7 protein-coding genes and 1 pseudogene are annotated in these 13,184 nt (G+C 52.0%); 3 read left to right on the top strand and 5 right to left on the bottom strand.

Annotated elements, in window-relative coordinates; genetic code table 11:
* Positions 1 to 53 precede the first annotated feature (53 nt).
* From INT21_RS00315 to INT21_RS00330, 4 genes and pseudogenes are all read right to left on the bottom strand, one after another.
* On the bottom strand, positions 54 to 2,039 hold the full coding sequence (locus tag INT21_RS00315) for a methyl-accepting chemotaxis protein (RefSeq protein WP_193084725.1): 1,986 nt from the start codon (positions 2,037 to 2,039) through the stop codon (positions 54 to 56).
* A 178-nt stretch (positions 2,040 to 2,217) separates the two neighbouring features.
* A complete protein-coding gene (locus INT21_RS00320; RefSeq protein WP_193084726.1) occupies positions 2,218 to 5,628 on the bottom strand; it encodes an EAL domain-containing protein in 3,411 nt (1,136 codons plus the stop codon).
* 207 nt (positions 5,629 to 5,835) lie between these two features.
* Positions 5,836 to 6,733: pseudogene (locus INT21_RS00325) on the bottom strand (transposase).
* A 129-nt stretch (positions 6,734 to 6,862) separates the two neighbouring features.
* Positions 6,863 to 7,600, bottom strand: a complete 738-nt coding sequence (locus tag INT21_RS00330) for an HPP family protein (protein WP_226930553.1) — start codon at positions 7,598 to 7,600, stop codon at positions 6,863 to 6,865.
* A gap of 143 nt (positions 7,601 to 7,743) precedes the next feature.
* Between INT21_RS00330 and INT21_RS00335 the strand changes: the two genes are divergently transcribed.
* Genes INT21_RS00335 through INT21_RS00345 form a run of 3 tightly spaced genes read left to right on the top strand, consistent with a single transcriptional unit; the run spans position 7,744 to position 12,715 of the window.
* Positions 7,744 to 8,559, top strand: a complete 816-nt coding sequence (locus tag INT21_RS00335) for an alpha/beta fold hydrolase (RefSeq protein ID WP_193061692.1) — start codon at positions 7,744 to 7,746, stop codon at positions 8,557 to 8,559.
* Positions 8,560 to 9,552: a sensor domain-containing diguanylate cyclase gene (locus INT21_RS00340; RefSeq protein ID WP_193061693.1), complete on the top strand. Its 993-nt coding sequence runs from the start codon at positions 8,560 to 8,562 to the stop codon at positions 9,550 to 9,552.
* Positions 9,553 to 9,565: 13 nt separating this feature from the next.
* Positions 9,566 to 12,715 carry a putative bifunctional diguanylate cyclase/phosphodiesterase gene (locus INT21_RS00345; protein ID WP_226912912.1) on the top strand — a complete coding sequence of 1,050 codons (3,150 nt, stop codon included), beginning with the start codon at positions 9,566 to 9,568 and terminating at the stop codon, positions 12,713 to 12,715.
* 3 nt (positions 12,716 to 12,718) lie between these two features.
* Here INT21_RS00345 and INT21_RS00350 read toward each other — a convergent pair whose 3' ends face one another.
* Positions 12,719 to 12,994, bottom strand: coding sequence for a hypothetical protein (locus INT21_RS00350; RefSeq protein ID WP_226930554.1), 276 nt, complete (start codon positions 12,992 to 12,994; stop codon positions 12,719 to 12,721).
* Between the last annotated feature and the right edge of the window lie 190 nt (positions 12,995 to 13,184).

Consider the following 13,184-nt stretch of genomic DNA (forward strand, 5'->3'; position numbering starts at 1 on the left):
CTCGATCACGTACCCAGCAAGAGGGGGAGTTACCTCCCCTTTCTTTGCTCACCTTAGCTGATGTGCTGCCTATCAACGGATAAAGTGTTACCTGATTGTTTTGACCCGCGAGCGGTATTAGAGAGTGAATCGGCAACTTTATATTTGCTAATGCGGGCGGACATTTCTTCGGCCTGCTCATCAAGCGAGCGACTGGCAGCCGCCACTTCTTCGACAAGCGCGGCATTTTGCTGAGTCACCTCTTCTAGTTGACTCATGGCGCGATTAATCTGCTCAACACCGGCTGATTGCTCGTGGGTCGCTGATGCCATTTCTTCCATCAGGCGGGCCACCTTTTGCACACGCTCCGAAATAGTCGTTAAGGAGTTGTTGGTGGATGTCACTAGCTCCTCACCCTCATTAATAGTGGCGATATTATTTTCAATCAGCTGGCGTATTTGGCTGGCCTCCTCAGCACTGCGACTAGCAAGCTTACGCACTTCGCTAGCGACGACAGCAAAGCCTCGACCATGCTCCCCCGCACGCGCGGCCTCTACCGAAGCATTCAAGGCTAATAAATTGGTTTGGAAAGCAATGTTATCAATCGCTGCAATAATTGTCGTGATCTGGTCACTAGATGAATGGATGTTTTGCATGGCTTGTTGTGCTTGCTGGGCAATGGCGGCGGCACCTTCCGCTTCCGTAGCCACATCATGCGTCATGCGTTGTGCTTCATGGGCATTGTCAGCCGTTTGGCGCACAGTAGCAGTGATCTCCTCAAGGCTCGATGCTGTTTGTACTAATGACGCCGATTGCTCTTCGGTACGTTGTGCCAAATCCTGATTACCTTGGGCAATTTCACCACTGGCCAGTTCTACTGACTGTGCGTTGCGCTTGATCTCTCCAATTAATGCTTCTGTATCTTGTGATGCATCATTGAACGCATGATAAAGCTTAGACAGTTCGTCTGTTCCAGGCACGGTAAGCCGTTGGGTTAAGTCATTGCCTCGTGTAGAGATATTCTTTAACGCTGCGGTTAAAGGACGCGTCAGCGTAAGGACAATCATAGCGGCGGCCGCCACAGCAAACAGTGTGGCTAAGACCGCAATAATCATGAAGCGCCAGAGGGCAAGCTGTGCATCACGTTGCAACGCAGCCGTTGTGGTAATGACTTGTTGCGACACGTTGTCTTCGAGGTTTTTTAGACGGCTGATTTTGACCGTTTGCCACTCAAACCACTCGTTAGGGTCTACGTTATACCCCCCTACATCATATTGCTGAATAGCAAGCTCTCGTCTCTCAATTAAGCGTTCAATTTCCTGGCCACTCAAAGCGTCCGTAAGCTGGCGTCGTTGATCTGCGCCAGCAAAGGCGCGAAAGCCTGTTAAAAAGGCCGCTTCTTCCCCTATCAGTGTTAAATAGCGATTGAGCATCTCAAACGACATACCATCTGCACCAAACGCTGCAGAGAGGATAGCGCGTTCAATGCCGGCCAAATCCTTGGCTTGTAATAGGTTGAAATAAGCAGCCAGCTGTCGGCTGATCTCCCCTTCGCGGGTTTGCTGAGCAAGCGATCCAATTAAGCCCATGAGCTGCTGGTTGATGCCTGTATAGTGACTCAGTGCGGCATTGACCTCGATAGAAAGTTGATCTACGTCTCGGCGTAAGCTGGCTGTTCGTTGCCACTGCCGCTCCAGTTGGTCAAGCTGTTCGTTGGCAGCTGCACTTAGAACGCCAACCGGCAGGCTTCGGCGCTTTTCAACAAATGCCTCAGCCGCAGTATCCGTTTGTGGCCGCTGCTGGCTTAATCGTTGGCCGAAGGCCTCGCCGTCACTCGCTAAATAACCTGACGACATACCACGTTCAATTTGTATTTGATGTATCAAGTCTCCAGCACTTTGGGCCAGCGTTGTCATGGTTTGGAGCTGTTTTAATTCCCGGACGGTGGCTTGTCGATCAAGCACACCGTTGATAGCAAACCATGCTAAGGCAAGTAGGGGGAGAGTTAGCACCAAAGAAAATTTGGCATACATGGGCAGTCGGTTTAATAACGTGTTCATTGCTCAGTTTCCAATCAGTACGCAGCAAAATTAACGATACTTGGCATGCTAGACTTTTAACTAATTGCTTTCCAGGGATGATGGTTAAATACCATTTGCTCTGTAAATAATCGCACCTAAATGCGGAGACGTATGCGAAAGCCTTCTGGTCAGCTCGTCGAGGGTGCCTGCTGCTGTTTTACTCCCCAATAGATACCGGCAATTGCTCTTGAAGGGACATGATAACCGTTAGCGGCATCGGTCTAGCGAAATAGAACCCCTGCAGCAGATCGCAATTGCGCTGAACCAGATCCTGCTGCTGCGCCCACTCTTCAATACCCTCAGCCACAACCACCAAACCAAGGTGGTGAGCCATGGTGATAATGCCCAGCACGATGGCAGCATTGCTGCGGTTGGTGCTGATATCGTGAATAAAGGCACGGTCCAGCTTGAGCTTGTGGATAGGCAAATCGCGTAGGTAGCTGAGGCTAGAATAGCCGGTGCCGAAATCATCCAGCGCGACCCGGATGCCCATCGCTTTGAGCGCATTGATCAGCGCTATGGCAGGTTCAACGCCGTCGAGCAGCACACTTTCGGTGACTTCAAGCTCCAACCACTCGGGCGGTAAGCCAGTTTCATCCAGCGTCTCCTGGAGGTCTGCCAAAAAGCCATCACGCCGAAACTGCAGCGAGGAGATATTCACGGCGACTGGTACCACCCGCCCACCATCGGCACGCATCGCCGCAGCGTCCTGACAGGCGCGTCGCAGAATCCAGCGCCCCAGGGGGATAATCTGACCAGTCTGCTCAGCCAGCGGAATAAAAACACCGGGAGAAATCATCCCGCGCTCGGGGTGATGCCAGCGGATCAGCGCCTCAAGCCCACGGATGCGCCCGCTCACCGCTTCTACAATCGGCTGGTAGTAGAGTTCGAACTGCTCCTCTTCCAGTGCTGTATGCAAGTCGTGCCGCAACAGCACGGCCTTTTCCGTGAGGCGATGCTGATCACCCTGGTACCAGTACCAGGTATTGCGGCCCTGCCGTTTAGCGTCAGCCATCGCTAAATCGGCCCGCTGCATCAGCTGGTAGGCATAATCCACTCCCTCACAGTTGCAGGCTAGCCCGATGCTGGCACTGATATGCAGTGGCTTTTCTTCAATGAAGAAAGAGCTGGAAAACGCTCCCAGCAAGCGCTCGGCCATGTCGATGCAGGCTTGGCGATCATGGAACCCAGGGAACAGTAGGGAGAATTCATCACCGGTATTCCGTGACAGGAAAGCCTCGGCGCCGACCACCTCACACAGCCGATCGCCGATCGCCACCAGCAGCTGGTTACCAATGTGGTATCCCAAGCCATCGTTGACGGCCTTGAAACCGTCCAGGTCAATGTGCATCACGACTAGATGCCCATGGCGCTTCTTAGCGTCCTCAAACGCATCTTGCAGGCACTCATCAAAGGCGGAGCGGTTAGGTAAGCCGGTCAGCAGGTCGTGGGTCATCTGGTAGGCCAGCTGATCCTGCTGCTCGCGTTGCTGGGTGATGTCCTGTTGTATCCCTATGTAGTGAGTGCACTCGCCTTTAGGATCGAGCACGGGACTCAACGAGAGATGGTTCCAAAAAGGTGTGCCGTCCTTTCGATAGTTGAGCAGGATGACATCCAGTGGCTGGCGCTCACGGATCGCCCTACGAATGGCGATGAGCGACTCTGGGTCAGTGTCAGGCCCCTGCAAGAAGCGGCAGTTGCTGCCTAAGACGTCGTCCGGCCCGTAACCCGTGAGCGCATAGAAGGCGTCGTTAGCATAGACAAGCGGCATGTTTGGCTGAGTGGCATCGGCCATCACCACACCGTTAGGCGTTGCCTGGATGCCGCGCTCCAGCAGGGCGAGCTCGGCGATGGCTTGGCTGTTCTCAATGGCTACGGAGGCACTGGCAGACAGAGCCTCAATAAAACCTACCCGAGTATCCTCGCGCGAAGTAGGCTGCTCATGCTTCAGCGGTAACCATGCGACCATGGCGCCGATAGGCTGGCCATGACGATTGAGTAGCGGCGTGGCGACGCGAAGGGTGTCCTCGACCACTTCCATCTCGGTGCGACGGTGGCCCACTGATCCTGCAATCAGACCTTCCTCTTTGACCCGCACTCTTACAGGGGGGCTTTCCTCATCTTGCGTGGGGTTGTCTCGCAAACAGGCACGCACCAGCTCCCCCTGCTGTGTTAGCTGATAGATAGCACCACCGCTAGCACGGGTGGCGTCAAGCACGGTGGTCAATATCCTGTCGAGCACAGTCTCGATATCGCGCTCACGGCTCAGTGCAACGCTGGTATCAAGGAAGTTGGCCAAGGTTTGCTGCAGTTGGGCAGTGGCATTGGCGAGCTGATCAATTTCAATGATGTTCGAGTGCACGGCCGGGCGTTCGGTGAAGTCGAACACCTCGATCGCGCGGGTATGACGGGCGATACGCTGAAGGGACACCACGGGATGACGGGCAAGCCGTAGGGTAACCAGCACGGAGAGCACGAAGATCAGCAGCGCTACCCACAGCTGCTTGGTTAGCAAGCGCCCAGCGTCAAGGAAAAGCTCCTCCTCAGGTATCGCCAGCACAGCAACAAGCGCCAGGGAACCGATCGGAGCCAAAGGAATACGCACCTGATACCAGCCATTTTCACCCTGTTCAATGGCAGGGCCTCCAGCCCTGTTGGGTTCGAGCGCAAAGGCGTCTTTGAGTGCCTGCGATTCCAACTCTTCTAGCGCCGCTAAGCGAAAACGCTCTTCCCCCTTCGGCACCAGCAGCTGCATCTCTTCATGGTGGGCTACCACATTGCCATTACTATCGACGATGGCAATCTGGCCGGATTCAGTGACACGCAGGCTATTGAGATGTTCAGTGAGCTGCTGAAACGCGATGTCGAGGCCGATGACCGTATCACCATCGGCACTGCGTCGGGCCATGGTGACGCCCGGCACCTGGGTGGTAAAGAAAAGGTAGGGGTCGGTAAGAATGGTTTGCTGCGTATCAGCACCAGCGCGATACCAGATTCGCTCACGCGCGCTGAACACATAGTCTGGTAGATCACGGGTCTCGATCAGCTCATCGTCGGCACCGAAGAAGTGATAGCGCCCGCGGACGTCCTGGGGCGTCGGCTGCTCTATCGTCTGTACCATGATCTCGGCCCCAGGGGGTGCTGAAAAGCGCTCCATCATCTCGGCACTTAGCAACGGGCGAAATAGGACAAAACTGCCGTTGGCATATCCAGCATAGACCGCCTGCGCCATGGAATTACCGGCCAGCACTTCTCGTGCCAGAGGCACCAGATCGAGCTGATCCTCATAAGAAAAAGCGGTTACAAAATCACTATAGGTCAGCAGGCGGAGCTGGTTGTCAGCTGGTTCGAAGACGCGGCCGATATGCTCGTCCAGTAGAGAGGCGATCTGCGTGACACTGTTGTCGGTCGCTGTCGCCAACGACTGCTGTGTGTCCCGATAGCTACTGTAACCCAAAGCAGCGACCACAACGCCCGCTATCAGAGTGACCACGATGGCCACGGCAGCGCGTAAAGAGATGCGGAAGGTTGCACGCGTCGCAGATCGGTATCGGTATCGGTTCGGCATGAGTCAGCTCAATATGGGCAATAAAGGCAGATGGCTCTCCCTGAATGCTAGCACCATTTACCAACCGCTAAGTATTTATTATTGGATGCAATTCAGTATTTATTATGGTTATACGGATTGATTGGTTGAGGATGTACTCTCCCCACCAACCTGATACCACCCTTAGATGGTTAATAGATCGCCCCCCTAGTTGAGCTCTTCTGCGAACTACAGCAATTCGTAACCGATAGTTTTCTTGTAGAACGTAGAGACCTTCGTAATAGAAGCTTTCTTCTTATGCTTCGTGGTGTAGAGCATTCGTGCCCGCATCACCTCGCAGGAGTAACCACGGCCTTCACGGTTCTTGTCCCCGGCTAGCCGGTTGATGGGCTCCGTGTAAGCGTTGGTGACAGGCATGTCTGTCTCGAAATAGGTCATGATCTCTTCACGCCAGCTGCCTACTGCCCTGACCAGATCGCTCCATAATCCCTTCTGGCCTTTCAGGTTAGTGTCTATCCCCTCGTCCAAGGCGGATTTTGCCTGGTGACGCGTGGTGACATCCCAGATTCCGTAGAAGCGCTCCTTGTTCGTAGGCGGCCAGCAGATCGAGCAGGGTTCGCTCCTCGATATTCGTCAGGATACAGTGGTAGCGATTATTCAGGTACAGCTCGATGCCCAGAACGCGTGAGTTGGAAGCGGTGCCAGCGTCCCAGGAACTTAGCGTGGGCATTGAAAATGTCGCGTACCGTCTTCTCGTCCAGGCCGGACTGTGCCGTCAAGAAGATGTCGTGGTGGTTGAGGGATTCCTTCTCTACGTACTCATGCAGTCGCAGCGTCATGCGAAAGCCGTCCACCATTGCCGGTAGTTGGGGCCTGAAGATGGCCTTGCAGGCCCCAACTACCGGCGACGAAACACCCATCGGGTGACCCGCTTGCCGTGGATGGGCAGGTTACGATAGAGAACATCACGCTTGCCGAACCGCACGAACCCACTTTGCACGTCGTATTCTTTGCAGGCGATGGAATCGGGCACGTCCACCTGGCAGTGCATTTCGTCATCGGTGGATTTGCAGCCCAGCACCTGGTACTCCGGTATGTGCAGGATGTTGTCGGGCATTTCAGTCACGCAGCGTTCTCCTTAGAGGTTGGCTCCAAGGTGGTAAGTTGGGTTGTAGAGGAACGGCTATAGTTGAGTTTTCAGTTATTAAAAATGCCCATATTGGGCATTTTTATTGAGATTACTTAACCTCCCATTTTACCAATAACGCGGATAGCGGCGGTGGCGGGCAAGGTTGTTAATCATAATCGCCACTGAGAGCATTATGATACAACCAGCTCCAATAGGGAAAAGGGGGAATAACCAGCCCAGTTGCTGTACGTTTTCGCCTCCAGCAACGGCAGTCAATGCCGCGGCGGCTCCTGGTGGGTGAACCGTATGGGTAAGCTGCATAACGAGAATCGATAATGATACTGCTAGTGCCATGGCAAGAGGGGACGCTCCAAGCCATTGGTAGCAAGCTACCCCTACTAATGCAGACAGCATACTACCAAAGAGTACATGGCTTGGCTGCGCGAAAGGGCTTTCAGGGGCCGCATAGATAAGGACTGAGGTGGCACCAAAAGAGCCTACAATAAGCAATTCTTTGGAGAGCCAGTCTGCACTTAACCAGCAAATTAATACCATCCCACTGAAAGCACCGAGCCACGACCAGAATGCATCTTTCCAGCCTACAAAAGATCGCTGAATACGCTCACCGCGCATCTTGTTTAAATACGCCTTCATTTTACGCCCACATGCACCAAATGAGCGCGAATAATTGCAAAATGCACCGCATGAATGCAAATGAATAGTATTAATGATTTCATGCAAGCGGTTCAAGGTTTCCACAATCTCATCGAATAAGGGGTCTTGAGGGGTATCCAGAATGTGGTATTCCACCAAGGCCGCTAGACGAGATGCTTCGTGATCTTGCACTTTCTGTTCATCGTTCATGGGCAATCGCTACTGAATTGAAACTCTATAAAAATAGTTCTCACTGGGCTGTCCTTGTCGTTATTCAACGGCGTTGATATGCCTAGCACTGCGACACATGCTAACGTAATAGTATTAACTATAATAAAAATACGGGCACTTGAATGACGTCACTTATCGACTTTCTCAATGTTAATGAACACGGCCTTGGCACCACGCCCTTACTACTTATCCATGGGTTTGGCTGTGACCAAACAGTTTGGCATCGCCTTATTCCCTCACTTGAGAACGACTATAGACTGATTCTTGTCGACCTAGCAGGCTTCGGCGGCGCGGCACCGGAATTCTACGACTGCCAGCGGCACACTACGCCTACTGGTCATGCAGAGGATATTGCCTCACTGTGCGATGAACTGCAGCTAGAAAACGCCATGATGCTGGGCCACTCAATTGGGGGAACTATAGGGATGCTAGCATCTATTTTGCGTCCTCAGGCATTTAGCCGCCTGGGGTTGGTCTGTAGCTCAGCGCGCTACCTGGATGACCCACCCGACTATCACGGCGGCTACTCCCAGAAGCAGCTTGATGGCTTAATGCGACTAATGGAGCAAAACTACCTCGAATGGGTGAGTACGATGTCCCGAGTGGCGCTAGGTGATGCCATTACTTACGAACATCAACACAGCTTAAAGCAGCTCTTTCTTAGGATATCACCCAACATATTACGCCCATTGGCCAGAAGTATTTTTCTAGGCGATACCCGGCATCACCTGCCTCACGTTACAGTACCCAGTGTCATCTTTCAGACTGCTCGCGATGCTATTGTGCCGGTTGAAGCCGCCCAGTATCTACAAGCGAATCTTCTTAAAAGTCAGCTAGTCATGCTGGATGCAGGCGGTCATTACCCTCAGATGACTGCTCCTGATACCTTGGCTAATGCGCTACGGTCACGGCTTGCATTAACAGGGAAGCAACTATAGATGACGCCAAAGGCCGTGAACATTGCGCACTGGTGGCAGCTTGCACCCTCAGGCCTAATCATCGTAGACGGACAAGGCTGTATACTGCAGGTTAACCAAACGCTATGCCATTGGCTTGGCTACGCGGAAAATCAGCTTGTCCACCAGCCAGTCAGCACGTTGTTTACCACTGAGGCGCGTCTACTCTACCAAGGGGTGCTTTCTTTCAGGCTAAGCGATGTGGGGGCAGTCGATGAAATTCACCTTAACCTGCGCACGGAAAGTGGCGAGCCATTTCCAGTCCTGTCCAGCGCGCGCCGTTTAACCGCGCCTGACCCGCCCTTAACGCTTCTGGCCATGCTGCCGATTGCGCGTATGGATAAACTAGAACGCGAACGGTTAGAGTCTCGCCAATCAGATCGGGGCACATTAGAGGAAAATAGGCAGACTATTGCCGCTTTGGAGTCAATGCGTATCAAGCTAGAATCTCACAACCAAGAACTCCACCGTCTCACTTTACGACTGGCTCAGGAAGCTCGCAGCGATCCCCTTACCGGTTTGCCTAACCGTCGCCATTTTGATCTCGTCCTTCAAGAACGGCTAGCAAGTGCGTTTGTCAACCAGGCTCCAAAAGTGTTTAGCGTAGCGATACTGGATATAGACCTTTTCAAGCCTATCAACGACAACTATGGCCATGCAGTGGGAGACCAGGTATTGCAACAGCTAGCTCGACTACTCACTTCTCTCATACAGGGAAGTGACCTTGTTGCACGAATTGGTGGCGAAGAGTTTGCCTTTCTCATGTCTGAAACGTCACTTGAAGAAGCAGGCAAAGCCTTAGAGGGATTACGACACGCGATAGAGGTACACCCCTGGCTGCCTAAGCCGATTACCGCCAGCATCGGCGTGACAAGCTATCTGTTAGAGGATACTAGTGAAAGCTTAATGGCCCGTGCCGACCGCGCACTATATATGGCGAAGCACCTAGGACGTAATAACGTTGCCAAAGGCTAAATGGGGAGCAGCCATGCAAGCGAAAAGGGCTAAATCAAGCGCGAATGATACTGCTACAGCGCCCTATCGAATACGTGATATTGCGATAGATGTTGGCCTGCTTATGGTCGCTGCCACATTTATACTCCTGGGAAGCACAGGCCTTATAGGGCGTTGGGCAGGCATTGATTACCCACTAAGCGGTTTAATGGTGACCGATGCAGCGCTAACCGGCCTATTAGCAGGCTGCTGCCTTCTGGGGTGGTTAATCCATTACCGTGGGCTAATCGCTGTCGCGGCCGTTCCGTTAGCAGCCATCACGCTCTATACGCTAGTCCATAACGTCTGGGTCGGCGGGCCGTGGGTATCAGTCTCATGGGTGTCAGGCGGGCCAAGAATCCTCTCAGCGGCTGCACTTCTACTGCTGCTGGTGGCCGCATGTACCCTACTGGGCATGAAAAAGCCATGGCACAGGGTAGCGTGGGCGGGCTGTGGGTTACTAGCCGTTGGCATGGGCGGCTTCTCCCTTCTCCTTCTGTTGTTACCATCAAGCCGCTTTAGCTGGTCAGAAGGCTTTGTATCTGGGCCAATACTCGCCACATTGTATTCACTATTAGGTGGTAGTGCATTTATTGGGGCAGCTTGGCGCGGTAACCGCCGTCTGCTTCCACTTGGGAGTCTTACCATCACGGCTGTCGTAGCAGGGGTAATGGCCAGCTGTCTTGCGTGGTACACACTAAGCTGGAGCGCCCAAAATACTCTACAAAACCAAGTGACATCCCTAATGGATAATGCGACGCTGAACGCACGCCACGCCATGAGAACGCGACTGGAGTGGATTCAGCGTCTCGCTTGGCGGCACGACCTCCCTTTGCTTTCGCAACCCGACGATGGCTGGCTCCCCGACGTTCACGCCTACTTTCAGCATGCACCCTATTTAAAAAGCGTGGCTTTGTTTGATAGCCATGGCGAGCTTATCGATCTGCGAACATCAACAGAATTGCACACCTCCCCTATTTGGCAAAATGAGCCGCTAGATCAATTTCAGGACATGCTATTACTGGCGTGGCCAGAAGCGTGGACACTCCAACCCAAAGAGCATCCAAACACTCTGCTGCTTGTCGCGCCAACCGGAAACAATCAGCGCCATTATGTGGCCGCTGAAGTAGATCTTATCGATTTGTTAACACGCGAACTTAGCGTGCTACTTACGCAATTCCATCTCTCAGTAGGTGGTGACACGCCATTTTTAGTGTTACGGCATAACGATACGATCCCCCAATCTACCGCCTCACGCCCTTTGCCGCACCTAGAACGGCGCCATATTGGCTTGCCCGGCGGCGCACACCTCACGTTAGATGCCCACTTGGGCTCTCGCTCGACACTATTAAACGCAAGTATCATGCCCGCCAGCTTTGCTATTGCGGGGTTAACGCTTAGTTACTTGTTAGCACTTAGCCTTGGGCTGATTAAATTAGTGCGACAACATTCTGGCCAGCTACTCATAGCTAGACAGCAAATTAAAGCGCAGTACGACCTTGAGCAGCGCTTTCGCTCACTTTACCTCTATCATCCTGATGGAGTGTTTTCCCTTAATCACCAGGGGTGCATCACCAATGCAAATAAAGCCTGCAGCACGATTACTGGTCGCAACAATAGCGAGATTCTAGGCAACCATTTTTCTAAACTATTGGAGCCACAAGATATAGCACCACTACAGAAGCTCTTTACCGCTACGCTAGCAGGCCAGACAAAACAAGTAACCTTTCAGCTCAAGCATCGCGATGGGCATATAAAAGTTCTTGACCTAACCACCATGCCTATGATTGTAGAAGGAGTGACCCAGGGAGTCTTCGGCATTGTAAAAGATACAACGGTGCAGCATGAACAAAAGGCACAGCTGGCCTATCAAGCCACCCACGACCTGCTTACACATCTGCCGAACTACTCTGAATTTGAAAAGCGTTTAAAATATACATTTAGCAATGCACAAAAAACCGGCCATAAACTCATAGTGTTGCACCTGGATCTGGATGGCTTTAAAGCGATTAACGATGGGCTTGGGCATCCGACGGGCAATCAATTGTTGATTGAGGTAGCCAATCGACTGCAACGACTTATCACACCGGGTGACACTCTCGCGCGCCTCACCGGTGATGAATTTGCTCTACTGCTCTCCCAAATGCCAACTGAGCAAGCGGCTATTGATCTAGCAGAGCAGATACTCGGCACTCTCTCTTTACCGTTTAAAATCGACGACACGTCAATTCACATCAGCGGCAGTATTGGCATTGCATGTAATACCACCGCAGTCGCGCATGCCCATGAACTTATGCAACGCGCTGACCTAGCCATGGGTGAAGCAAAGCAGCAAGGCCGCAATACATGGCAATGGTACCAAGGCGATGAGCAGCAAGTGACTGAAGCCTCGGTTATGCTACGCCACGATCTCCAGGCAGCACTGAAGCAGCAGCAGTTTGAGCTCTATTATCAGCCTATTGTGGACGCCACTAGTGGGAGCATTCGTGGGGTGGAAGCCCTTATACGATGGCATCATCCACAAAAAGGTATAATTTCACCCGGTATTTTCATTCCACTAGCCGAACAAACTGGCCAGATCATCCCTTTAGGGCGCTGGGTATTACAGCAAGCTTGCCAAGACGCTGCGAAACTACATGCCGCAGGCAAAGCTATACCAGTGGCCGTTAATATTTCATCACTACAGTTCAGGCGTGCTGGCTTTTTGGGGGATGTTCAACGTGCTGTGTGGGCGGCTGGTCTGCCTGCTAACGCCCTGGAGCTAGAAGTCACCGAGAGCGTACTACTCGATGGGGCGGATAAAGCAACCGACTTGATTAATCAGCTCAAGCTAATGGGCATCAAAGTCGCACTTGATGACTTTGGTACAGGATTTTCTAGCCTCAGCTACTTGCGCGATTTGCCTATTCATAAAGTCAAACTTGACCGCGCCTTTATTCACGATATAACCAACGACCATAAAAATGCCGCCATTGTCCAAGGCGTGATCACCATGGCGCATTATTTAGGCTTAGTCGTGGTGGCAGAAGGCATCGAAACCTATGAACAACAGCAGGATCTTGTACAGCGCCACTGTGATTTATTGCAAGGTTTTTTATTTGCTAAACCGATGCCGCTGGCAGCACTGCTTAAGCTCAAAGATTAACGTTCAGGCCCGTCTATCGAGAAGTAACAGATGCTTATGCACTAAAACCGATACAAAAAGTCCTGGCAAGGTCTTGGCATAGCGGACAAGCTCTTCCGTATCTGCCAACTGAGGTAATAGTTTGGGAGGAACAAAAGAGCCTACTTCTATTTCTCGAACCCCGGCTTCGTAAGCGTCGTAAATCCAATCAATTTTTTGGGCAGTTGGTAGGTTTTTTGTAATATTTTGTAGACCGTCTCTGAGGCCTACTTCATTTATCACTGCTGTCTTATTTTGCATTGTATTTATATGCCTCGTCTTAGTTTTTTAATAAACTTGATACGAAGCTAGGTGAGGCCAGTTCTATTTTAAAGTTCGCATTTTTCACCCATTGGTTTCCGGCTTAGAAACTAAGTTAAAATCCATATAAAACAGCTGTTTATTATTGATCTTGCCCAGTAACGATGGACATCTCAAGAATGTAATACAC

This window comes from Halomonas sp. 3F2F (assembly GCF_014897805.1).
In the GTDB taxonomy this organism is placed as follows: Bacteria; Pseudomonadota; Gammaproteobacteria; order Pseudomonadales; family Halomonadaceae; genus Vreelandella.

Coding starts and splice junctions, on each gene's coding strand:
- INT21_RS00315 (WP_193084725.1), bottom strand. CDS start 2,039: ATGAACACGTTATTAAACCGACTGCCCATGTATGCCAAATTTTCTTTG.
- INT21_RS00320 (WP_193084726.1), bottom strand. CDS start 5,628: ATGCCGAACCGATACCGATACCGATCTGCGACGCGTGCAACCTTCCGC.
- INT21_RS00330 (WP_226930553.1), bottom strand. CDS start 7,600: ATGAACGATGAACAGAAAGTGCAAGATCACGAAGCATCTCGTCTAGCG.
- INT21_RS00335 (WP_193061692.1), top strand. CDS start 7,744: ATGACGTCACTTATCGACTTTCTCAATGTTAATGAACACGGCCTTGGC.
- INT21_RS00340 (WP_193061693.1), top strand. CDS start 8,560: ATGACGCCAAAGGCCGTGAACATTGCGCACTGGTGGCAGCTTGCACCC.
- INT21_RS00345 (WP_226912912.1), top strand. CDS start 9,566: ATGCAAGCGAAAAGGGCTAAATCAAGCGCGAATGATACTGCTACAGCG.
- INT21_RS00350 (WP_226930554.1), bottom strand. CDS start 12,994: ATGCAAAATAAGACAGCAGTGATAAATGAAGTAGGCCTCAGAGACGGT.